We start from the raw sequence: 22,582 nt of genomic DNA, 5'->3' as shown, positions 1-22,582 counted from the left end.
CCAGAATTAAATTTTTGACGATTCTAAACTATAAAAGTATTATAAAATAATAAAAGGAGGTAGATTTATGTCAAACATAAATAAACAGAAAATTGTGGACAGTGTACCTCAGAAGGGTTTTTTCGGTCACCCTAAAGGCTTATTCACACTGTTCTTCACAGAGTTTTGGGAACGCTTTTCTTATTATGGAATGAGAGCAATTCTTGTATACTATATGTACTATGAAGTTTCCAAGGGCGGCCTTGGAATGGACCAAACCCTGGCATTGTCTATCATGTCCATTTACGGATCGTTAGTTTACATGTCCGGAATCATTGGCGGCTGGCTGGCTGACCGGATTTTCGGTACATCAAAAGCAGTGTTCTATGGCGGTATTTTAATCATGTTTGGTCATATTGCGCTAGCCATTCCGGGAAATATTACTTTATTCTTTGTTTCGATGGTATTGATTGTTCTTGGTACAGGACTGCTTAAGCCAAACGTTTCCACCGTGGTTGGTGATATGTATGCAGAGAACGACAATCGTCGTGATGCAGGTTTCAGTATATTCTATATGGGGATTAACCTTGGAGCCTTCATTTCACCATTAATCGTTGGATCCCTCATGAGTGTCAGCTTCCATTTAGGATTTGGAATCGCAGCTATTGGTATGTTCGTAGGATTAGTAATGTTTGTTTTAACAAAGAAGAAAAACCTTGGATTAGCTGGTACTACAGTTGCAAACCCGCTGTCACCTGCTGATCGAAAAAAAGTCTTTACTACTATTGGATTAGGTGTAGCCGTCATTGCGGTAATTTGCGCCATTGCGATTCCTAATGGGTATTTAACATTTGAAACCTTTGTTAACCTAATTGGTATTTTGGGTATCTTAATTCCCACTTTATACTTTATCGTCATGTACCGCAGCAAAAAAACAACATCAGTGGAACGCTCTCGTTTAATCGCTTATATTCCATTATTTATCGCATCTGTTATGTTCTGGGCGATTCAAGAGCAGGGTTCAACGATTTTAGCAAACTATGCGGACAAGCGTACCCAGCTTGATTTTGCAGGAATTCATATTTCTCCTGCATGGTTCCAATCCTTAAATCCATTATTCATTATCACCTTAGCTCCAGTTTTTGCTTGGCTTTGGGTGAAGCTTGGAAAAAGAGAACCAAATATTCCACAGAAGTTTTCATTAGCATTATTACTCTCCGGTTTATCATTTATCGTGATCTTGCTTCCTGCCTACTTTGGCGGTACAGATTCTTTGGTAAACCCATTATGGTTAGTGCTCAGCTATTTAATCTGCGTGCTTGGTGAATTGTGTCTATCACCAGTTGGATTGTCAGCTACAACGAAGTTGGCGCCTGCTGCGTTCACAGCCCAGACAATGAGCTTATGGTTCTTATCAAGTGCTGCTGCTCAAGCGATTAACGCGCAAATCGTAAAATTCTACACCCCTGAAACAGAAATGGTCTACTTTGGTACGGTTGGAGGGGCGTCACTAGTATTAGGTATCATCCTCTTAATGCTTGCGCCTAAAATTCAGGGATTTATGAAGGGAATTCGATAACGAAAAAAGGTGTCTCCCCTAAAATGGTGCAGACACCTTTTTTTATTTTTCAATGTTTTATTAAAATAGTAATTGTTGGTTAACATGTCATTGGAATTCCAATCTTCAAAATAGAAAACCGATAAGCACTTAGTTCCATCACTTTTATTGCAATATATACTTAATTGGCAATCTTTCTAATTTTGCTTTTTTCATATATTTTATTGACGATTTAATTATTATTAAATTAAGATAATTATATTAAAATAATAATATATCAACGGAGGAAATTATATGGATGCAGCAATGGACCGACAACTCAAATCCAAGCAATCAAAGAAGCACCCCCCTGGACTATACCTCTTATTTATGACAGAAATGTGGGAACGTTTTAGCTACTACGGCATGAGAGCCATTCTTGTCCTTTATTTGACGAAATCATTGGTCAGCGGCGGATTGGGTATGAAAGAAAGCACCGCCCTAATGTTATACGGATTTTTTACCGGTGCAGTTTATTTCACACCGTTAATTGGCGGCTATTTATCTGACAGGTTTTTAGGCCAGAGGCTTGCTGTTACGATTGGCGGTATTACAATGGCCCTTGGTAACATCGTATTGTTCTCTAATCAAAGTTTCACTGCCGTTTATATTGGTTTAGGATTATTAATTATTGGTAACGGCTTCTTCAAACCGAATATCTCTACTATTGTTGGTGAGCTTTATGACGCTAAAGACAAACGCCGCGATGCTGCGTTTACGATTTTCTATATGGGCATTAACACAGGTGCATTCTTCGCTCCATTAATCATTGGTTTTATTACTGATAAGTGGTTTGCGGTGCATGTACATGGCGTAATTGAATATGGTTATAAATATGGATTCCTTGCATCTGCAATCGGAATGATTATAGGCCAAATTCTATTTAATGCTTTAGGCAACCGTTTCTTAGGCGAAATTGGCAAAAAGCCGGTTGGAAAACCACAGGCTTCAAAATCTGGCACTACACAAAATCAAAAAATGACGAAGGTCGAAAAAAACCGAACAATCGTGATTTTCATTTTAGCTGCTTTTGTTGTCTTTTTCTGGGCAGGATTCGAACAGGCTGGAGGCGCATTAAGTATCTATACAGATAAGTTCGTAGACCGCACCCTTTTTGGCTGGGAGATTCCAACCTCATGGTTCCAATCTGTTAACCCGTTATTTATCATTCTTTTAGCACCTGTTGTTTCAATGTTATGGGTAAAACTTTCAAACAGCAAACGGGGAGATTTACCGGTACCAACGAAAATGGCATTTGGTATGATTCTTTTAGGAGCGGGCTTTATTGTTTTATTATTTGCCATCATGCAAACAGGCAGTGATGATAACCATATTACAACAAAAGCAAACATCCTGTTTATCGTTTTCACGTATCTGCTCCATACAATTGGTGAGCTGTTCTTATCGCCAGTTGGGCTATCCTTTGTAAGTAAGTATGCTCCTGTGAAATTCGCCTCTTTATTAATGGCAGTTTGGATGGCCAGCTCTTTTGTGGCAAACCTTCTTGCCGGCCAATTAGGTGCCTTTACTGAAACAATGGGTTACTTTGAAGTATTCTCTGTCATTGGTATCGCTGTAATTGTCCTTGGTCTGATTCTCCTTACACTTTCCAAGAAGCTTGTGAAAATGTTGGGTGAAGAGGAAACAAAAGAAGCGAAGCAAGCTGCATAAGCTTTTAACGCTGCTGATTAAAAAAGAACGAAGGCTCTTTGATAAGCCTTCGTTCTTTTTTATTTTTTATTAATCAAATGTTTTACTCCATAAATAGGATGATACAACAGCATCCACGGGCCGGAGTAGCGCATGACGGCTTTGATTTTTTGTCGGTAGGATGGTTTATAACAGTGAACTTTACAATGGGAGCAGGATGATTTCTCCTCACCAAAACGGCAGAAGGAGAGCCTTAACATACAGTAGTTTTTCAACTCCTGACATTCATTGCACAAACCATTGGGATGTTTATGCTTGCGGCGGCAATAAATCTCAATCATTTGCTTGACGATTTCTTTTTCCTTTTGGATAACTGGACCAGTGTTTGGTTCTATTAAACGCGCTCCCATGTTAAAAACCTCCTACTTTTAGATATTATATAAATCCTTATCTCTTACCTTTAACATATCATGGAATCTCTTAAATAGATGGAATACTATTTACAATTTCCGCACATTTAGAAGCAATAGAAAAGTGTCAATCCATTTTGGCCACGTTACCTAAAATGACAAAAAAACACTCATTTGGAGTCCTTTTTGTCACTAGATTTCACGAAAAAAAGACCGGACAATTTCGATCTTTTTGAGTATGAACCCTATTCCTTTTCCATCTCCGCAAATACTTGTTTTGCTGTTCTGAAGCTGTCAATTGCTGCGGGAACACCACAGTAGATGGCCGTCTGCAGGAATACCTCTTTAATCTCATCCTTTGTCAGGCCATTATTGATCGCTCCTCTAACATGAAGCTTCAGTTCATGCGGGCGATTGAGCGCCGTAATCATCGCAAGGTTAATAATGCTTCTCGTTTTTCTATCAAGGCCCGGTCTGCCCCACACTTCGCCCCAACAGTATTGTGTAACCAATTCTTGCATTGGCATATTAAAATCATCCGCATTCTGAATGGATCCATCTACATATTCAGCACCTAATACACTTCTTCTAATTTCTAGTCCCTTTTCAAATAACTCTTTATTCATGATCATTTCTCCTAACTATTTTTATTATTATTTTTCATGCAATGCATGGAATTAAAGCGTTAAGCGATTCTTACTGCTATACCTTCTAGCCCTTCCACTGCCGGGAACTTTTCCATTACAGCAGGGTCATGGCCTGGGATGATCAGGTCCGGAGACTCGGCCAGGTCGTTGACAAAGTCAAACGCATCATACATCTGGGCAAGGTTGGCGACGATTGAACTTGGCCGGTCTTCTTGGATGTTTTTATAAAAATGGCTCACATCCGAAGCAAGAATGACTTTTCCTTTTTCTGTCGGTACCTCAACCACCTGCAGTCCCTCGGAATGCCCACCCGTTTTATGTACAGAGATTCCCGGCAGGATTTCCTTGCTTCCATTGACAAACTTGACCCGCCCTTTAAAATTTTCTTGTACCAAATGAACCACATCATCAGGTCTTACATGGTGCAGAAATTCTTTTCTGGAAGCATATTTGCCTGTCCAAAAGGCCATCTCTGCTTCCTGAACGATAAATTGGCCATTCGGGATTTTATCCGCATTACCCAAATGATCGTAATGCATGTGGGTAATCACCACCTGCGAAACCGAGTCAACTTCGACCCCAAACTCTGGCAGGAGGCTGATCGGGCAGCGCAGAAAAGTGCGATTTCTTTTCTTTGCTTCCTCTTCATTGAATCCTGTATCCACAACAATTGCGTGCTCATCCGATTTTATAAGCCAGATGAAATAGTCCATGGTCATAGAGAAATCTTCATGCGGATCGGCCGGACCGTGGAAATAGCTGCTGCAGGTAGCGTCGCGTGTCGCGTATTTGATTGCATAAACCTCATACTTAGGTGCTTCATTCATTGTCATAAGAACCTCCTTCCCATAGCATTTTATCGACAGATTGTGAAGCTGACTGACCCTGATGCGTACAACCTCTCACTTTTTCGGGTGACGTGCTTATGAAACTACCTCCTTTTTGTGCAAGCGTTCATTCGAAATCTTTTCTAAAAACTTAATAATTTCCGTATGGTCCTGATCAGGTTCTCCCGTTCTTGCGGCTCCCTCATAGACTTGTTCGACTAAAGAAGCGAGAAGAACCGGTACTTTTGTGTCCTTGGCGATGTTATTGACCATGCCCACGTCTTTTAGTAATAAATTTAAAGAGAACCCTGAGTTATAGGTTTCCGGCAGGATAAAGGTTGGGAATTTATAATGGGTGGAAAAGCTTTGTCCTGAGCTTGTATTGATTGTATCCAGCGCCACATTCAAATCGATTCCAAGCTTATTAAGCAGGATCATTGCTTCACAAGAAGCATAAAGGGATGTCGCAGACAGGTAGTTGTTAACCGCCTTGAGTGCATGTCCTGCCCCGGACTGCCCGACTAGATTAATTGCTTTGCCTAGACATTCTAAAATTGGCAGCACCTTAGAATAATCCTTCTCCTCAGCTCCAACCATAATAGTAAGAGTTCCGGCCTTGGCTCCTTTAACGCCTCCAGATACCGGTGCATCAATTAAGGTTAAACCGAAGCTTTTCGCTTCTTCTGCCAGCTTTCTTGTGCTGAATACATAGGAACTGCTCATATCAATGATGATCCCGCCACTATTCATGGAGTGAAATAACCCGTCTGTTCCAGCTAAAATAGCTTCTACGACGCTAGAATTGGGCAGCATCGTGATCACAATGTCATTTTGTTTTCCCAATTCAAGAATGGATGTTGCAACGATGGCCCCCTTTTCTTGCAGTGGTTTCATTGCCTCAACATTTGTATCATAAACGGTAAGGCAGTAGCCGGCATCCAACAGATTTTCGGACATCCACCTTCCCATTTTCCCTATTCCGATAAAACCTATCTTCATAAGCTCTCATCCCTTCAATTTTTGTTCTTCACTCTACTCTGGAAATAATATTTCCAGTGACCGAAGCGATCGAATCTCCTGTTCATATATCGCTCGTTTTCCTGCACTGACGTCCTTTTCTATTAAGGCCTTTACCTGTTCCCTATGTTCATTTAAAGAAGAGGTTAAGTTGGACCCTTGTGCCATAGATAGCATTCTGAAAGGACGAGCAGATCGCCTTAAGGATAAATACATTTCACTTAAGACCTTATTGTTGGCGATGGAAAAAATTAAATGGTGGAATTCTTCATTTAATTCATAGTAAAGCTCAAGATCATAGTTCTCGACCGCTTGCTCCTGCAATTTGATAACGTTTTCAAATTTATCAATGCCATCTTGATCAATTTTAACGATTGCCTTTTCCATCGCAATTTCTTCAAGCCTGTAAATAACATCATACAATTCATAAATATCGGTTCTCGTAAACCTTCTTACTACTACCCCTTGATGGGGAACTCTCTGCACAAGCCGATCACGTTCTAGCATGAGGAGGGCTTCACGAACCGGTGAACGGCTTGTCTTAAATTCCTCTGCTATTGCAGCTTCAACCAGATGTTCACCAGGGTGTAGAATTCGCTTTCCTATTCTGGCAGTTATTTCTTCAGCAATTGTGATAGCTGTTGTCTTCTTTACATTTGTCACCATGTTTCCTCCCGATCAAATTAAACATACAATATTGTCGACAATTTAGTATGTAATCATTATGCCATTTGACAGATAATTTGGTCAATAGCTAATTTTTATAATATTCATAATACGTAAAATTACATTTACCCATAGAAGCATCCTCTTTATTTGTGCGCTACCAAGCGCACATAAAAAAGTACTCCCGCGAGTACTTTTTTAAATAACTTTATATCTCTTGCAAATCCTTGTGAAAAACAATATCGTCCAAGGCTAATTGCAGCGTTCCTTTAAACTCTGCCTTATGACTGATATCAACTCCCGAGGCAATCAGACTTTTGACAATTTCGGCCCGCATACCGGTGAGGATCGTTTTACAGCCCATCATCGAAAAGCCTTGGATGATTTGGACAAAGTTCCGTGCGGCTTCTTTTTCCATCGAGGCCACACCTGAAAGGTCGATTATTAAAGTTTGAATTTGCCGATATTCAATTTCAGTCAGCACTTTATTCTGAATCGTTGAAATACGCAGATCATCAAGTGTTCCAATTAAGGGCAAAATGCAAATCTCTTTATTAATTGGAATAATTGGAACAGATAGGTTTTCGACAAGCTTTCTTTGGTTCTCCAGCAATTCATCCTTATATTTCGTGTACGTGATAAAAAAGTGTGTCAGAAACTGATCAATTAATTCATTTATACTTTTTTCCATTGAAAAAAATGTAATTCTATCAGTCTCCAATTTATTGAAAGCATCAAAGTTATAGAGAAAATCCCATAGTGTTCGGCGGATCGCCTGAATCCATTCCAACTTAAACGCAAGGGTCAAGGAATGCTTCGCCCAAGCCATGCCCTCCTGCTTGGCAAATGAGATTAGTTCATGTTCCCGACCTTCAACGACATATAGAACTAACTTATGGGCATTGTTAAGTAAATTAATTCCGACATTATGTATATCATCAATTTTGTCACTTACATTCGTCGCCTCAGCCAGCAAACGGTCTTCAAATACTTTTTGATTTTCCAAAAAGTATTCCTTTATTGAATATTTATCGTCAAACATAACATCCAATTTTCTCACACCCCGTTGTGTTTTTTGCTGCTGTTGCGGAAGCCTTATCGTAAAAGTGGTTCCTTGATTTTTCTTGCTGTCAACCAAAATCATTCCGCCATGCTGATAAATGACTGAGAACACCTGAGCTAGTCCCATCCCTGTCCCCTGATCCTTGGTCGTAAAAAAGGGCGTGCCTAATAGCGAAAGTTTCTCTTCGGGAATGCCAACTCCTGTATCTTGAATCGTCACAATAACTTCATTATTCTTTGTGTAATGTGTCAGAGTAATGGCGCCTTCCCCGTCAATCGCTTCAATTGCATTTTTAATTAAATTAAAGAAAGCCTTTTTAAATTGATTTTTCCTGCCGTAAATAGCAGCGCCAGTATCTTGAAAATCAGTTTGGATGATAATCTCATACATCTTGTCCTGGAATAGGTTAATGATGGATTCCAATTCGACTGACAAATAAATAGTTTGGAATTCTTCGTCCTCCAGATCAGGCTTAGAAACCTGAAGGAGATTATTTAAAGTTTTCAGGGCGTTATCAAGTTCGGAATGAGCAATCTCTAGGTATTCATTTTTTTGATCTTGCTGCAAAAGCTGTAAAAACCCTTTGACCGCTGTTAATGGATTTCGCACTTCATGGGCAATTCCTGCAGCAATTTGGCCAATCGAAGCCAATTGGCTTAAATGATTGGCCATTCCATTCTCGGCGTAAACCTTTTCTTCGGTGTTCATCTTTTATAAACTCCTTTCCATCAAAAGGTACATAAGGGTTTATTTTCAATAGTTTGAATATTTCCATTCCCTAAATATTAGTTTACTAGAAAAATTTTCAAGGTAAATACTAAGAATTATGCATTCTTTTCCATTTCATATAGTAAAAAAGTCGTAATACCCCAAAAATAAAAAGGGGAAGAAAGACTCGTTATTTTAACTGTTCTTTTATTCCTTCTATGATGTCCAAGGGCATGACTCCGTAATGAGAGAGAACTTTTGCTTTTTCTTGTCCGGCCCTTGCATGAAGGTAACTTGCGGCAATCATAGCATGTAAGGGTTCCGCACCCTGGGCAAGAAATGAGGCAATCAAGCCAGTAAGAACGTCCCCGCTGCCTCCTTTTCCGAGGGCATCATGACCGAGCGGGTTTATATAGACCTGTCCATCCGGTGAGACAATAATGGACCGGTGTCCCTTCAAGAGCAAAAACACATGGCCCTCCTTCGCATATTCCCGGGCAATTTCAATGCGGTTTTCCTCCACCTCTTTGACGGTCCTGTTGACTAACCTCGCCATTTCACCTGGATGTGGAGTGAAAATGACAGGCCCCTTATACTGGCGGACCAAGTCCATCAAGCTTCGTATGAAATAAAGGCCATCCGCATCAATGATCAAAGCCTGACCGTCCATTGACCCAATTAGTAATTTGAGCCACTCCTCTCCGCCAGTAAACCGCCCCATCCCGGGACCAACGGCTACACAGTCAAACTGCTGAAGGTGCGGAATAATCTCATGAACTGCCCTGGCAGCAAAATGACCATGCTCATCAGATAAAGGCAAAAATAATGATTCCGGATTTTGCGCCGCCGCCATCGGATAAATCCCTTCCGGAACGGCCAGCGTTACCAGACCTGCACCAGAATGTAAGGCTGCCCTCGCTGAGAATATCGGGGCACCTACATATGGGCGTGAGCCGCCGACTATCAGGGCATGACCGAATGTCCCTTTATGACCATGCCTTGGCCGTTTTGGCAGCACCTCCCGCACAAGAGGCCCTGTTATCACCTTTGGCATGTCCAGCCCTAAATCTGCCGCGGCCGAGGGCGGTACAGAAATATCAACCGCCTTCCAGTCACCGATATATTTTGGCCCTTCCTGTAAAAAGAAGCCTTTTTTCGGAAAAACAAATGTTATCGTCTTATCAGCTTTAATTGCTTCTCCTACAACCTTCCCGGTATCGCTGCTGACACCTGAAGGGATATCAACAGACAAGATCAATTTCTTTCCAGTATATTCGTTGACCATGGAAATCACATTGCTGAAGGGTTCCCTGACAGGACCATTTACCCCAGTCCCCAAAATGGCATCGACAACCACATCCGCCGTGTTCAATTCATTTTTTAACCCCTTAAGTGAATGTTCTTGAAGGTAAAAGACAGGCAGCCCGCGATTCATATACACATCAAAGTGGATTTTTGCATCTCCCTTTAAACGGTCAGGATCGACGAGCAGACAAACAAGAGTCCTGACTCCCGCATCAATTAGCCTGCGGGCAATAACAAAACCGTCGCCGCCGTTATTCCCGCCGCCAGCAAGAACGATGACCCGTGGATTTGGGCAAGGGAAGTCCGCTATAATTTCCTCTACTACTCTTGCCCCGGCATTTTCCATTAGGACCACACCAGGTAAACCAATCCTTTCCATCGTATACTGATCCATCCGCTGCATGTCCCTTTGCCCCGCCGCAAACATGTCAAACCAACCTCCTCATCGAATATATCTAGTTTCATTTTACATCTTTTCCTCCAAAAAAGAGCCCAAGGTGTTTGGACTCTTTTGGAAATTATTCAGATTTTAGATCTGATTCATTTACATACATAATAAAATCAATTATTTCTTCTCCACTATGAAAAGAATTTCCGTTCGCAGTGGCCTTGATGGCCGCTTCCTCCCCAGAGCTTTTATAGGGTGTCCAGCCAAAAAACAAGTCCCTTGCAGGAAATACATCTTGAAAAAAATTCGACTGCTTTGCCTTGTTTAATTCATCAAAAGAATCGATAACGGAGCTCCATTCGGCGGGCATCCTTAAAACACCATAGGATTTACCGTCAAGAGACACCGTTTTTTCTAGCAGAATGCCCGGATAATAAGTCTCTATCCCGTCCCTTATTAGATAATTCCTGTCTTTCTTTAAATAAAACTTCATATCGCTGACCGCATCATCCGGGTGGATGTTCCATACAATCGTGTAGGTGGACGGAATCTTAGGGTTAACTCGCCAAACCTTAGGCTCGCCGGTATTATCAATATATACAGCCTTCCATCGATGATTTTTCCATGACCAATAGCTTAATCCGTAACGGTTATCCTTCGATACAAACGGGACAAGTTTATGACGTTCATCCACATGGATTATATCCTGAATGGCGTCAGCTGCCACTTCGGGAAATACATAATTTAATTCCTCAACCAATCGCTTATTCGTTAAAAATTGATCTGGCTTGGAAAAATAATACCAATATGCTGTAAACGCGGACAAGAGCAGGATTCCTATACCAGAAATAATCATCATCCGTTTTTTCATCTCATTGCCCGCCCTTTAATATCGATTCGTCCGAACGAAAATAATGCTGTTTTTCCGGTGTCGAAATCAATAACCCTTTTCCTTCGTTTTCAACGTAAACAATTACATTAAGGCCACTACCAAACTTGGGAGTAGAACCAATAAGCTGATAAGGGAATCGTTCACTTTTTTTATCCGTCTCTTCCTCTGACTCATGGAACCATTCCATACTGTGGATGGATTCTTCCATCATTTTTGGGAGCTGCTCTTGCAATGATTTTTTATCCAGGGTGAGGTTTTGTGCAGTAGGGAAGGTACTAATAATAGAAGCTCTCTCGATGTTTGAAATATAGACGTCTGCCTGGTTTTCCGGATAAATAAAATGATACAGCGGTATATAAGCTAAGGTTGTCGCTAGAAAAATATAATTAGCAGAAAATCCAAGCCAGGCAAAGTGCCGATAAATCTGCCACTGTTCTGTCCTGCCTCTTAACCAGAACAAGAACCAAACTCCTAATGGCAAAATAGCAAGCTTAATGGTCGTTTCAGACATCTTCCAATCGAAGGAAAAAGAAAAAACACCTATGAATAGAATAACAATCACTTTCCACACGCTTATTTTTATGGTCTGTTTTTTATAAATTCGATAGGCGAAATAACCGGTCATTCCCCATCCCAAAATTCCCAGCAAAACAGCGATGAGATTTACATTCCCAATAGAAACTCATCCCTTTCTCACTTTTTCCTTAATTTAACAATAAGGCATAAATAAGAATTTGCACATCCTAATTTAAATAATATTTCACATTTTTGGATATACAGGGTAAATTTAGTGAAAATGTTTTTATTTGTTTTTGCTCATCCTATGATTATAAGAAATTTTTTAAGAGGTGTTTAATAAATGGGGAAAGCCAATTTTCAACTGGTTTTGCAAACAGTTAACTTAGTTTTAGGGTTCATGATTTGGGTCATCATTTCTTCTTTAATATCTTTTATTCAAACTGATATTAAGCTTACACCCGGTCAGTTATCGATCGTAACAGCCATTCCGGTCATTCTCGGATCGATCTTAAGGGTTCCAATCGGCTTTTGGACTAACCGCTATGGCGCAAGATGGCTGTTTACAATTGGTCTGCTATTTCTGATTTTGCCTGTTTACTATATTAGCCTGGCGGATTCCTTCACCGATTTAATCATCGGCGGTTTAGCCCTTGGTGTCGGAGGGGCGTTGTTCTCAATCGGGGTCACCTCCCTGCCGAAATATTATCCAAAAGAACGGCATGGGTTTGTAAACGGCATCTACGGGGCTGGTAACATTGGTACAGCCTTTACTTCCTTTTCGGCCCCGCTTTTGGCCAATTCCATCGGCTGGCGAAGCACGGTTCAATTATTCTTAATTTTAATCGTGATTTTCGCGGTTCTGACATTTATCTTTGGTGACAAAAAAGAACAAACGGTAAGGGTCTCCTTAACCGCTCAAATTAAAAGTGTTTATAAAAATTATCGGCTCTGGTTTTTATGCTTGTTCTATTTTATAACTTTCGGTTCATTTGTTGCCTTTACTGTTTATTTACCTGCCTTCCTTGTTAACCATTTTCATTTAACGAAGGTGGATGCCGGTTTCCGAACAGCCGGGTTTATTGTCATTGCCACCATCATGCGTCCAATCGGGGGCTTTCTTGCTGATAAATTTAACCCTTATCTCATCTTGATTGTGATCTTTAATGCGATTACTTTTGCCGGATTTCTGTTATCGTTTACTCCGTCATTGCCTATTTACACCGTGGGCTGCATTTTAGTTGCCTTTTGTGCTGGAATCGGGAATGGTACCATTTTCAAGCTTGTGCCTTTATATTTTTCAAAACAGGCCGGCATTGTAAACGGTATTGTAGCGGCCATGGGGGGACTGGGCGGATTTTTCCCGCCAATCGTGTTAACGATTCTATTTAATATGACCGGCCATTATGCGATTGGCTTTATGGCTCTTTCCGAATTTGCACTTGCTGCTGCGATTATTGTGACAGCCCTATACTTCCTTGATAAATTACAGATTTCTAACCAGGTTATTGAAAGCACTGCGGAAGGAATCATGGTGACAGATTTAAAGGGGGTTATTCAACGGATTAATCCTGCATTCACTGCTGTTACTGGGTATTCGAAAGATGAGGCCATTGGCAATACACCCGTTATCCTTCGCTCCGGAAAACATGATGAAGCTTTTTATACAAAAATGTGGGAGGATATCCGTGAAAACGGCTCATGGCAAGGTGAAATTTGGAACAAAAAGAAGGATGGGCAAATTTATTTGGAGTTGTTAACCATCAGCACCATTAAGGATGAAAATGATAATCCGCTGAATTATGTGGGAATGTTTAATGAGCTGCGTTAGGTGTTTTTCGGACTTCTGAATTGATGGTCATTTTTCATCAAGAATAGCTGGCGATCAGCAAAGTGAGAAATGAATAAAGAAAAAATTATATCTAAATGAACAAAAGAGTTGAGGAATCAACTCTTTTGTTATTTTTATGATAATTTTCATTTTGTTGGAAATAGTAAGGGAATACTTGGAAAAGTACCCACATGAAAATCAAGTGTCAAGATGAAAGGATGGTTTGAATTGTCAGGACCTAGCTTAAAAAAACAAGATGCACATGACTTAATACATGAATCGGCATTAAACGAGGCGAAAGAATTAAGGATGTTATTACAAAAATGCGTGGAAGATGATCAAAAGGAAAAAGCCATTAAAGTTGCAGAGGTATCAATTGAACATTGGGAATCTAGGACATTGCAGCATGCAAGTTCAGAGGAAGAAGGTTTATATAAGGAAATGGTAACTGAAAAACCCCATCTAAAAACTCTTGTCATACAGTTGACTCGTGACCATGACCTTATGCGTAAAATAGTAGAACAAATGAAGGCTCTGTTAATAAATAATGAGATTGATGAAAGATTAGTATCTTTAATGGATTCCTTAATTATTGTTGACTCTCTACATAATGACGATGAAATGAATAAACTTCTAGGACATAACGAATTCTATAAGTTGGAAATTATGGAAGAGAGTGATGAGATTGCTTGAGGAAAGACTATTACGCTATGGAGCACCCGCCTTATATGACAAGATGGTTGAGACTTTCTCGAATTTTCATATTCATCCATATGATGTTCAATCCACAGTATTAAAAGTCGAGGACAAATTTGAAGTTTCATTGAAATTTTCTGCTGATTTTTCTCAATCTGTAACCCGTCAATTCACTATTGAACAAATGGAGCATCCTGATGAAGAAGTGACAAGCTTTTTTCAAGAATCTGCAGAAAAATGCAAGTCTATGTTAATTGCTGATTACTACAAAATGATGAAAGTGTGAAAGGAGTTGAAACGCTTTTGTTTTCATTTCAAGCAGATGCACTTTTGGTTGATGACCGAGAAGATTTGATTGCCGTTTTACAAATGAGATTCAGCACTTTACCGGGGGAAATGATCCAAAAAATTTATGAAATTAATGATATGAATACATTGCAGCGTCTCATCTTATCTGCTGCTAATTCGGCAAATTGGGATGTTTTTGTAGAAGATTTTAATGTCAGTAAAGATTCCTATCGATTATTGGGAGATAACTTTAACCCACTAAGAGATTTAATAAAGGAAGGAGAGATGTGCGATGGAGGAGCATAAGAATAATTTGTTCCATTCTCTTAAACATCTCGTTCGCGGAGACCGAATTAATGATGGTTGGACAGAAGAAAGTCCGCGTCCACGGGATTGGGAGTCAGCTTACCGTAATCGTTGGGGACACGATAAAGTCGTACGATCTACTCATGGAGTAAACTGTACGGGTTCTTGCAGTTGGAAAATCCACGTAAAAGATGGGATTATCACTTGGGAAACACAGCAAACAGATTATCCTTCTACTGGGGATGATTTTCCGGAATATGAACCCAGAGGGTGCCCTCGTGGTGCCAGCTTTTCATGGTACACATACAGTCCAACCCGTGTGAAATATCCATATGTTCGTGGCGAACTCTACTCTTTATGGAAAGAGGAATTGGAAAAAGCCAATAACCCAGTTCAGGCATGGGAAAATATCGTTACTGACCCTATAAAGCGTGAACGTTATGTTAAAGCAAGAGGAAAAGGCGGTTTTGTTCGGGGGAATTGGAATGACCTTTGTGAAATGATTGCTGCCGCCAGTATATATACGATAAAAAAATATGGACCAGATCGTATCGTTGGATTTAGCCCTATTCCTGCAATGTCAATGGTCAGCTATTGTGGCGGCACAAGATTTTTGTCCTTAATCGGGGGAACCATATTAAGTTTCTATGATTGGTATGCCGACCTCCCACCGGCTTCACCACAAGTTTGGGGTGATCAGACAGATGTTCCTGAAAGTGCAGATTGGTATAACACTAAGTATTTTATTATTTGGGGAACCAATATTCCACAAACGAGAACACCAGATGCCCACTTTATGGTGGAATCAAGATACAACGGGACAAAAGTAGTCGGGGTCAGCCCAGATTACGCAGAGTACGAAAAATTTGCTGACATGTGGCTGCCTGCCAAAGCTGGGACAGATGGAGCGCTTGCCATGGCGATGACACATGTGATTTTAAAGGAATTCTATGTAGATAAGGAAACGCCATATTTTATGGAATATGCAAAACAATATACGGATTTGCCATTTTTAATCACATTAAAAAAGAAAAATGATAGTTACCGTTCTGATTGTTTCTTACGTGCATCAGATCTTTCTGACCAAGAAGAATTAGGTGAATGGAAAACAGTGGTTTGGGATGAAACAACTGATAACTTTGCCATCCCTAACGGCAGCCAAGGTTTTCGCTGGGATAATGGAAATCAATGGAACTTAGATTTATATAATATTAATCCCAAAATGAGCTTCTTAGATGATTCAGATGATACCGCTATGGTCGAATTCCCTTACTTCGGCCAAAAGGATGGCGGTTTGATTAAGCGTGAAGTTCCAGTAAAAAAAATAAAAGATAAATCCGGAAATGAATTACTCATTACTACTATCTATGATTTAATGTTGGCCCATAACGGAATTAACAGAGGTCTAAAGGGTGACTATCCAAAGGACTATAATGACGATCAAAGTCCCTATACTCCTGCTTGGCAAGAAAGTATCACAGGCGTTAACAAAGCTCATGTCATTCAAGTGGCCAGAGAATTTGCGGAAAATGCAGCATTGACAAAGGGTAAATCAATGATTGCAATGGGTGGTGGAACAAACCACTGGTATCATAGTGACCAAATTTATCGCTGTATTTTAAATCTCATTCTTTTAACCGGTTCACAAGGTGTAAATGGCGGGGGTTGGGCCCATTACGTAGGTCAAGAGAAAGTACGTCCGCTTGAAGGATTCTCCCAAATTGCATTTGCTAATGATTGGGTGAAGGCTCCAAGGTTTATGAACGGTACTTCCTTCTTTTATTTTGCAACAGAGCAATTCCGCTATGAATATGAAAAAAAAGAAGAAGAATCAGAGTGGGGAAGCAAATATTCCAGCATGCATCCAGCTGATTTTAATGCCCTTTCAGCAAGATTAGGATGGTTACCAAGCTTTCCACAACTTTCTCAAAATTCTTTAGATGTAGTAAGAGAAGCACGCTCAGGAAACAAAAATGATCAAGCGGTTATCGAAGATATCACAAAACAACTAGTGGAAGGAAAGCTTGACTTTGCCATTGAGAATCCAAACGATCCACGTAATTTTCCGCGAGTCTTTTTCAACTGGCGTTCAAATTTATTAGGAGATAGCGGAAAGGGACATGAATATTTCGTGAAGCATTTAATTGGCGGACAAGATTCTGTATTAGGTGATTATGAAAATTCTTGGCAACCCGAGGATGTGAACTTGTCTGAAAAACCACCTGAAGGGAAAACAGATCTTTTCGTCAGCATGGATTTTCGAATGACTAGTTCAGGACTTTTCTCCGATATTATTTTTCCAGCTGCTACGTGGTATGAAAAATACGATATTAGCACCACGGATATGCATCCATTTGTCCATCCGTTTAATGCAGCCATTTCTCCTCCTTGGGAGACAAGAAGCGACTGGGATGCATTTAGGGAAATTGCCAAAAGTTTTTCTGAACTTGCTAAAAACCATCTTCCTGCTCAAGAGGACCTTGTTCTGTCGCCACTTGCACATGATACCATCAATGAAATTGCTCAGCCTTTCGGAAAAGTCAAAGACTGGCGAAAAGGTGAAGTGGAAGCAATACCGGGAAAAACCTTACCAAACTTTAATTTTGTCAAACGTGATTATCCAAATGTATACGATATGTGGATTACCGTTGGGCCAAATATTAAAAATGGATATGGAACAAAAGGGGTTAAAATTCCTGGTGATCAAGTTTACAAGGATTTACTTGACCGCTTAGGACCATCCAAACATATAGGAATTGGAAAAGGTTATCCTGACCTTTATACCGATATAAAAGCCATTAATGCCATTTTGTTAATGTCCGGTGCTACAAATGGCAAGCGAGCGGTTGAAGGTTGGAAATCCGTGGAGGAAAAGACAGGTAAAAAACTGACTCATATTTCCGAGGAACGTGCGGAAGAAGATTATACGTTAGACGCCTTAACCATTCAACCAAGACCAACCCTTTCTTCCCCAGTATGGAGTGGGCTCGAAAAGGATAATCGACGGTACTCTCCGTTTACGATTAACAAAGAATTTAATATACCGTGGCATACACTTACTGGAAGGCAAAGCTTTTATCTTGACCATGAAGTGATGCTTGATTTTGGCGAAGGGCTTCCTTTATATATTCCTCCGATTACAAGAGGCGCTTTTGTGAAAGGAGAAAAAGAAGTCGAAAATCAAGGAAAGTCCATTTCATTGCGTTACATGACTCCACACCAAAAATGGGGCATTCATACCATGTTTACAGATACGAATAACATGGCTCAATTGTTCCGTGGCTGGCAAGTCGTTTGGATGAATGAAGAAGATGCAGCCGCTATCGGCATTAAAGACAACGATTGGATTGAAGTATATAACCGCAATGGTGCTGTTGCTGCTAGAGCTGTTTTAACGTACCGTATGCCAAGAGGTGCAGTTTATATGTACCACGCTCAAGACAGGCATATGGGGGTTCCTGGGAATAACATTAACAAAGTACGTGGTGGAACCCATAACAGTGTGACCAGAATTTATCCAAAAGCCACACATATGATTGGCGGTTATTCTCAATTAAGTTATGGATTTAATTATTATGGACCGACTGGTAGTCAGAGAGACACAATGGCGATTATTAGACCGCTGAAGGAGGTCGATTGGCTTGAGGATTAAGGCACAAGTTGCAATGGTCATGCACCTTGATAAGTGTATTGGTTGCCATACTTGTTCTGTTACTTGTAAAAATGTATGGACCAACCGACCTGGAATGGAGTATGTGTGGTTCAATAACGTTGAAACACGACCTGGGGTAGGCTATCCAAAGGAATGGGAAAACACCAACCGCTATAAAGGCGGTTGGGTGTTGCGAAACGGTAAATTGCATTTAAGAGCCGGTGGACCTCTTACAAAATTGGCGAATATTTTTTACAATCCCAATATGGCAGATTTAAATGATTTTTATGAGCCATGGACGTATGATTTTCAGCATCTTCACAAACGGGATAAAGGAGATAGTTTACCTGTAGCCCGTCCTCGTTCCATGATTACAGGAAACTATATCGATAAACCGGTATGGGGTCCAAACTGGGATGATGATTTGGCGGGAGGGAGCGAATCTGTTCCAAATGACCCGAATGTACGAAAACTTCAGGAACACGTTAAAACGGAATATGAAAAGACCTTTATGATGTACCTGCCAAGGATATGCGAGCATTGCTTAAATCCTTCCTGTGTTGCCTCTTGCCCTTCTGGTGCTTTATATAAAAGGGACGAAGATGGAATTGTATTAGTAGACCAGGATGCTTGTCGGGGATGGCGGTTTTGTATGAATGGATGTCCATATCATAAGGTGTACTATAACTGGAATACACACAAAGCCGAAAAATGTAATTTCTGTTATCCGAGAACTGAAGCCGGTTTACCGACCATTTGTTCAGAAACTTGTGTAGGTCGAATTCGATATATTGGTGTGGTCTTGTATGATGCAGATCGGGTGAAAGAGGCTGCATCCGTTAAAGATCCTAAAGATTTATATGAATCCCAACTCTCCGTATTTTTAGACCCATTTGACCCTGAAGTCATTGCGGAAGCAGAAAAACAAGGAATCAATCATAGTTGGATTTTAAGTGCACAAGAATCTCCAATCTATAAGATGGCAATAAAGTGGAAGATTGCACTTCCGCTTCACCCAGAATACCGGACGTTTCCAATGGTATGGTATGTACCGCCGCTTAGCCCGATTATGAACCACATTACTAACGAACAAGATTTAAGTGCGGAAGGCTATATTCCAGCAGTAGATCAAATGAGAATTCCAATGGAGTATTTGGCTTCGATTTTAACTGCTGATGATACTTCTGTTATTCGTAAGGTCTTATTAAAAATGGCAGCGATGAGGGTTTATATGAGGTCAAAAACCGTTGGTGGAGTGGACGAACAAAAGTTGACTAAATTAATGGATGAAGCAGGTACCCATAATGAAGAATTAGAAGAGATGGCTCGGTTACTTGCAGTTGCAAAATACAATGAACGATTTGTCATTCCGACTGGCCGTCGTGAAATGAATGATGACTTACATTACAAACAGGGAGCGTGCAGCATTGAAGATTTAGCTCCTCCTGAAGGTATGATGACCTATCCATTTGAAAGAAGTGAAAATGCATAATGAATGAAGAAAAAGCGATTTTAATGCTTTTATCGCGTCTCTTGGATTATCCGGATACTTCTTTTTTTGAAGATCAAGAAACAATCATAAGCTTTATTTGCGAATCTATCACATCAGAGGATATTCAAAAGGAAGTATTGAATAGAATTTCTCCCTTCTATCAAATGCCATCGGTGCAATTGGAGCAGCTATATGTAGAGACCTTTGATTATAAGGAAGGAACCAATCTATATTTAACTGCACATGAACTAGGAGACAGCAGAAAACGCGGTTTTGCTCTTATCCAATTACAAAAACTCATATCTGAAGCCGGACTTGATTACATTGGACATGATATGGCAGATTATATCCCTATGTTGTTAGAACTTTTGGCGGTTGTACCCGAAGAGGAAAAAATCAACAAACTTTCAAGAAGAATTGCCTATGCCGTTGACCGGATCTTAACAAATCTTCCTGAGGATAATCCTTACAAGAAAGTGCTTGAATTAGGGATGATGTATGTTTTTGAAACTCCGAATGCAGAAGAGATCTCTGCTTTAGAAAGACTTCGGGAAGATGCTGACCTGGATGAGTTGCCATATCCATTGATGTATCGCTAAAAAGGAGGGGCTATGATGGAAGTTGTATTTTGGTGGACAATTTTTCCTTATATTTGCGGAACAATCCTAATTATTGCAACATTTTATCGTTTTGTTTTCCGTGGCAAAAGTTGGACTGCGCCTTCAACAGAAATTTTTGAAAAAAAAGGATTGGGAATTGCATCTGTCCTATTTCACTATGGGATTATCTTTGCTTTTGTTGGACACGTAATGGGCGTATTAATTCCACTACGTGTATACAATGCACTCGGAGTCAAAGACCATATCTATCATTTCTTTGCGATAGCAGGAGGTGGTCTTGCGGGTCTCATGGTGGTAATTGGGCTAGTTTTGATGCTGATTCGAAAATTCAATTCACCAAGGGTTCGTGCCCATACTACCGGGACAAGTTATTTCACCATCATATGGCTTATATTAGTTGCAGGGCTTGGGGCATATATGACGATCGTCTATAATACAACCGTAGGGGCATACGAATACCGTTTATCAATCGGACCATGGTTCAGAAGTTTGTTCACATTCCATCCAAGGTCGGATTTAATGCTTGGGGTGCCCTTGCTCTTTAAAATTCATATCATTGTAGCGTTTATTTTATTTGCTGCTATCCCATTTACAACTCTAGTCCATATGTTCAGTTTTCCATTAAGGTATCCTTCACGTGCTCCGCAACAGTACCGATCAAGAAATGGTTATAATAAGAATAGCAGGTAGAACTAGTTTAAGAAGGTTTTGCCTTACCTGATATAACCGTTCTTTTTTAAGAATTAACAATACAACAATAAAAGCAGTGCATTTCACAACTGAAAACTGCACTGCTTTTCCATGTTAATTTATCTACTTGATAAAGCCTTGTTATGATAGGACTCATTCATTTAATAAATTTGTAAATCTTAAGTCTCTTTTGTTTCATTTAACTCATCAATTAGCTGTTTTGTCCTCTTCGCATTCCCTTCCGCAAAGTTTTCTAGACGTTCTTTTAGCTCATCATCGTCATGAACCCGTTCGGCGGTAATTAAATATGTACGCATCAAATCTTCTTCTATTTCTAGAGAATCTTTGAGAACCGCTTCTAGATTTTCCTTTTCTTCATTTCCTTTAAAAAAACCCATCTGGCATCCTCCTTTTTATCATAGGATTCACCATTAGGCTATTGTATATCCAACATAAAAAGGATATGGAATTAAAATCCATATCCTGCTTTGCTGACAATTATTTTTTCATCCAAGATGGTTTTCCAAAACCCTTGAATTGGTCATCAATCACTTTTTCAAAATCTGCTGATTCAACAACAGCTTTAATATCTTTTGATAACTGTGAATCCTTGTTGGAGGTTTTTACTGCGACAATATTACGGTAATTGTCTGCCATGTCTTCTAGAGTTAATGCATCTAACAGATTCATTTTTGCAGCAAGAGCAAAATTTCCAGGTACAGCAGCTAAATCTGCACTTTCAACAGAGCGTGGAAGCTGGCCTGCTTCGATTGGCTGGAACTTAAGGTTTTTCTTGTTTTCAGCGATGTCTTTTTCAGATACTTTTAGTGGATCCGCATCTGCTTTGATAGTGATAAGTCCTGCATCACGAAGTGTGTTCAAAGCACGTGCTGCATTTGTCGGGTCGTTTGGAAGTGTAACAGTTGCCCCTTCTTTTACATCTTTAATCGATTTTATTGTGTTTGAATAAATTCCCATTGGTGCAGTTGGCACAGAAATAAGTGCTGTTAAATCCATGTTGTTTTCTTTCGCGAAATTTTGAAGGTAAATCGTGTGCTGGAAAAGGTTTGCATCGATATCGCCATTGTTTAATGCTTTGTTTGGCTGGATATAGTCACTGAATTCAACAATTTCAACTTTGTAGCCTTTTTTCTCTAGGCCTGGTTTAATCGCTTTTGTTACCATGTCGCTATATGGGCCGGCAGTCGCGCCTATTTTAATTTCTTTTGATTCTGTTGCTTTCTCTTTTCCACTGGCTGCTTTTTCAGTGTTGCTACCGCAAGCAGCTAGTGCAAAGACTACACAAAGTAATAGAATGCTTGTTAACCATTTTTTCATAATA

At 40.1% G+C, this 22,582-nt stretch carries 21 protein-coding genes; 10 read left to right on the top strand and 11 right to left on the bottom strand.

Translation table 11 applies throughout. The features are described from left to right. Positions 1-67 precede the first annotated feature (67 nt). Positions 68-1,558: a peptide MFS transporter gene (locus ACZ5B7_RS06720; RefSeq protein WP_464493196.1), complete on the top strand. Its 1,491-nt coding sequence runs from the start codon at positions 68-70 to the stop codon at positions 1,556-1,558. 273 nt (positions 1,559-1,831) lie between these two features. After that, a complete protein-coding gene (locus ACZ5B7_RS06715) occupies positions 1,832-3,247 on the top strand; it encodes a peptide MFS transporter (protein ID WP_464493195.1) in 1,416 nt (471 codons plus the stop codon). 59 nt (positions 3,248-3,306) lie between these two features. Here the strand turns inward: ACZ5B7_RS06715 and ACZ5B7_RS06710 are convergent, their stop codons facing one another. From ACZ5B7_RS06710 to ACZ5B7_RS06670, 9 genes are all read right to left on the bottom strand, one after another. Continuing rightward, on the bottom strand, positions 3,307-3,636 hold the full coding sequence (locus tag ACZ5B7_RS06710) for a nitrous oxide-stimulated promoter family protein (protein WP_213146666.1): 330 nt from the start codon (positions 3,634-3,636) through the stop codon (positions 3,307-3,309). Between the two features lie 245 nt (positions 3,637-3,881). Next, positions 3,882-4,262, bottom strand: coding sequence for a 4-carboxymuconolactone decarboxylase (pcaC, locus tag ACZ5B7_RS06705; RefSeq protein WP_464493194.1), 381 nt, complete (start codon positions 4,260-4,262; stop codon positions 3,882-3,884). Between the two features lie 59 nt (positions 4,263-4,321). Further along, positions 4,322-5,116 (bottom strand): N-acyl homoserine lactonase family protein, encoded by a 795-nt coding sequence (locus ACZ5B7_RS06700; protein ID WP_464493193.1) that lies wholly within the window; start codon positions 5,114-5,116, stop codon positions 4,322-4,324. Between the two features lie 90 nt (positions 5,117-5,206). Continuing rightward, a complete protein-coding gene (locus tag ACZ5B7_RS06695) occupies positions 5,207-6,109 on the bottom strand; it encodes an NAD(P)-dependent oxidoreductase (protein ID WP_464493192.1) in 903 nt (300 codons plus the stop codon). Positions 6,110-6,142: 33 nt separating this feature from the next. Further along, the gene (locus ACZ5B7_RS06690; protein WP_464493191.1) at positions 6,143-6,793 is read right to left on the bottom strand and encodes a GntR family transcriptional regulator; all 651 of its coding nucleotides are present in this window, start codon (positions 6,791-6,793) and stop codon (positions 6,143-6,145) included. A gap of 208 nt (positions 6,794-7,001) precedes the next feature. Then, positions 7,002-8,564, bottom strand: a complete 1,563-nt coding sequence (locus ACZ5B7_RS06685; protein WP_464493190.1) for an ATP-binding protein — start codon at positions 8,562-8,564, stop codon at positions 7,002-7,004. 190 nt (positions 8,565-8,754) lie between these two features. Continuing rightward, on the bottom strand, positions 8,755-10,296 hold the full coding sequence (locus tag ACZ5B7_RS06680) for an NAD(P)H-hydrate dehydratase (RefSeq protein WP_464493189.1): 1,542 nt from the start codon (positions 10,294-10,296) through the stop codon (positions 8,755-8,757). 91 nt (positions 10,297-10,387) lie between these two features. Continuing rightward, positions 10,388-11,128 (bottom strand): hypothetical protein, encoded by a 741-nt coding sequence (locus tag ACZ5B7_RS06675; RefSeq protein ID WP_464493188.1) that lies wholly within the window; start codon positions 11,126-11,128, stop codon positions 10,388-10,390. Position 11,129: 1 nt separating this feature from the next. After that, complete coding sequence (locus tag ACZ5B7_RS06670) at positions 11,130-11,774, bottom strand: hypothetical protein (RefSeq protein WP_464493187.1); 645 nt, start codon at positions 11,772-11,774, stop codon at positions 11,130-11,132. A 234-nt stretch (positions 11,775-12,008) separates the two neighbouring features. On the opposite strand from ACZ5B7_RS06670, the gene ACZ5B7_RS06665 reads away from it, so the two are divergent. The 8 genes from ACZ5B7_RS06665 (at position 12,009) to narI (ending at position 21,240) form a co-directional block, all read left to right on the top strand. Beyond that, positions 12,009-13,496 carry a nitrate/nitrite transporter gene (locus ACZ5B7_RS06665; RefSeq protein WP_464493186.1) on the top strand — a complete coding sequence of 496 codons (1,488 nt, stop codon included), beginning with the start codon at positions 12,009-12,011 and terminating at the stop codon, positions 13,494-13,496. Between the two features lie 228 nt (positions 13,497-13,724). After that, positions 13,725-14,189 carry a hemerythrin domain-containing protein gene (locus tag ACZ5B7_RS06660; protein ID WP_464493185.1) on the top strand — a complete coding sequence of 155 codons (465 nt, stop codon included), beginning with the start codon at positions 13,725-13,727 and terminating at the stop codon, positions 14,187-14,189. Continuing rightward, positions 14,176-14,478, top strand: coding sequence for a hypothetical protein (locus ACZ5B7_RS06655; RefSeq protein WP_464493184.1), 303 nt, complete (start codon positions 14,176-14,178; stop codon positions 14,476-14,478). The genes ACZ5B7_RS06660 and ACZ5B7_RS06655 overlap by 14 nt, the downstream gene beginning before the upstream one ends. A 17-nt stretch (positions 14,479-14,495) precedes the next feature. Beyond that, on the top strand, positions 14,496-14,786 hold the full coding sequence (locus ACZ5B7_RS06650) for a hypothetical protein (RefSeq protein ID WP_464493183.1): 291 nt from the start codon (positions 14,496-14,498) through the stop codon (positions 14,784-14,786). Then, positions 14,773-18,438: a nitrate reductase subunit alpha gene (locus ACZ5B7_RS06645; RefSeq protein ID WP_464493182.1), complete on the top strand. Its 3,666-nt coding sequence runs from the start codon at positions 14,773-14,775 to the stop codon at positions 18,436-18,438. Before ACZ5B7_RS06650 ends, ACZ5B7_RS06645 begins: the two co-directional genes overlap by 14 nt. Next, positions 18,428-19,930, top strand: coding sequence for a nitrate reductase subunit beta (narH, locus tag ACZ5B7_RS06640; RefSeq protein WP_464493181.1), 1,503 nt, complete (start codon positions 18,428-18,430; stop codon positions 19,928-19,930). Before ACZ5B7_RS06645 ends, narH begins: the two co-directional genes overlap by 11 nt. After that, a complete protein-coding gene (gene narJ, locus ACZ5B7_RS06635) occupies positions 19,930-20,529 on the top strand; it encodes a nitrate reductase molybdenum cofactor assembly chaperone (RefSeq protein WP_464493180.1) in 600 nt (199 codons plus the stop codon). Before narH ends, narJ begins: the two co-directional genes overlap by 1 nt. A gap of 15 nt (positions 20,530-20,544) precedes the next feature. Then, positions 20,545-21,240: a respiratory nitrate reductase subunit gamma gene (gene narI, locus ACZ5B7_RS06630; protein WP_464494446.1), complete on the top strand. Its 696-nt coding sequence runs from the start codon at positions 20,545-20,547 to the stop codon at positions 21,238-21,240. Between the two features lie 179 nt (positions 21,241-21,419). Here the strand turns inward: narI and ACZ5B7_RS06625 are convergent, their stop codons facing one another. Together ACZ5B7_RS06625 and ACZ5B7_RS06620 are read right to left on the bottom strand one after the other, a co-directional pair. Further along, complete coding sequence (locus tag ACZ5B7_RS06625) at positions 21,420-21,638, bottom strand: hypothetical protein (RefSeq protein WP_464493179.1); 219 nt, start codon at positions 21,636-21,638, stop codon at positions 21,420-21,422. A gap of 100 nt (positions 21,639-21,738) precedes the next feature. Continuing rightward, positions 21,739-22,578, bottom strand: a complete 840-nt coding sequence (locus ACZ5B7_RS06620) for a MetQ/NlpA family ABC transporter substrate-binding protein (RefSeq protein WP_464493178.1) — start codon at positions 22,576-22,578, stop codon at positions 21,739-21,741. Between the last annotated feature and the right edge of the window lie 4 nt (positions 22,579-22,582).

This window comes from Neobacillus sp. S1115 (assembly GCF_055385565.1).
The sequence above is the reverse complement of the archived record's forward strand: the minus strand, read 5'-3'. Positions and strand labels throughout refer to the sequence as shown.

What these genes read in the sequence shown, in the direction of transcription:
- ACZ5B7_RS06720 (WP_464493196.1), top strand. Translation starts at nt 68, where the DNA reads ATGTCAAACATAAATAAACAGAAAATTGTGGACAGTGTACCTCAGAAG.
- ACZ5B7_RS06715 (WP_464493195.1), top strand. Translation starts at nt 1,832, where the DNA reads ATGGATGCAGCAATGGACCGACAACTCAAATCCAAGCAATCAAAGAAG.
- ACZ5B7_RS06710 (WP_213146666.1), bottom strand. Translation starts at nt 3,636, where the DNA reads ATGGGAGCGCGTTTAATAGAACCAAACACTGGTCCAGTTATCCAAAAG.
- pcaC (WP_464493194.1), bottom strand. Translation starts at nt 4,262, where the DNA reads ATGAATAAAGAGTTATTTGAAAAGGGACTAGAAATTAGAAGAAGTGTA.
- ACZ5B7_RS06700 (WP_464493193.1), bottom strand. Translation starts at nt 5,116, where the DNA reads ATGACAATGAATGAAGCACCTAAGTATGAGGTTTATGCAATCAAATAC.
- ACZ5B7_RS06695 (WP_464493192.1), bottom strand. Translation starts at nt 6,109, where the DNA reads ATGAAGATAGGTTTTATCGGAATAGGGAAAATGGGAAGGTGGATGTCC.
- ACZ5B7_RS06690 (WP_464493191.1), bottom strand. Translation starts at nt 6,793, where the DNA reads ATGGTGACAAATGTAAAGAAGACAACAGCTATCACAATTGCTGAAGAA.
- ACZ5B7_RS06685 (WP_464493190.1), bottom strand. Translation starts at nt 8,564, where the DNA reads ATGAACACCGAAGAAAAGGTTTACGCCGAGAATGGAATGGCCAATCAT.
- ACZ5B7_RS06680 (WP_464493189.1), bottom strand. Translation starts at nt 10,296, where the DNA reads ATGTTTGCGGCGGGGCAAAGGGACATGCAGCGGATGGATCAGTATACG.
- ACZ5B7_RS06675 (WP_464493188.1), bottom strand. Translation starts at nt 11,128, where the DNA reads ATGAAAAAACGGATGATGATTATTTCTGGTATAGGAATCCTGCTCTTG.
- ACZ5B7_RS06670 (WP_464493187.1), bottom strand. Translation starts at nt 11,774, where the DNA reads ATGACCGGTTATTTCGCCTATCGAATTTATAAAAAACAGACCATAAAA.
- ACZ5B7_RS06665 (WP_464493186.1), top strand. Translation starts at nt 12,009, where the DNA reads ATGGGGAAAGCCAATTTTCAACTGGTTTTGCAAACAGTTAACTTAGTT.
- ACZ5B7_RS06655 (WP_464493184.1), top strand. Translation starts at nt 14,176, where the DNA reads ATGAGATTGCTTGAGGAAAGACTATTACGCTATGGAGCACCCGCCTTA.
- ACZ5B7_RS06645 (WP_464493182.1), top strand. Translation starts at nt 14,773, where the DNA reads ATGGAGGAGCATAAGAATAATTTGTTCCATTCTCTTAAACATCTCGTT.
- narJ (WP_464493180.1), top strand. Translation starts at nt 19,930, where the DNA reads ATGAATGAAGAAAAAGCGATTTTAATGCTTTTATCGCGTCTCTTGGAT.
- narI (WP_464494446.1), top strand. Translation starts at nt 20,545, where the DNA reads ATGGAAGTTGTATTTTGGTGGACAATTTTTCCTTATATTTGCGGAACA.
- ACZ5B7_RS06625 (WP_464493179.1), bottom strand. Translation starts at nt 21,638, where the DNA reads ATGGGTTTTTTTAAAGGAAATGAAGAAAAGGAAAATCTAGAAGCGGTT.
- ACZ5B7_RS06620 (WP_464493178.1), bottom strand. Translation starts at nt 22,578, where the DNA reads ATGAAAAAATGGTTAACAAGCATTCTATTACTTTGTGTAGTCTTTGCA.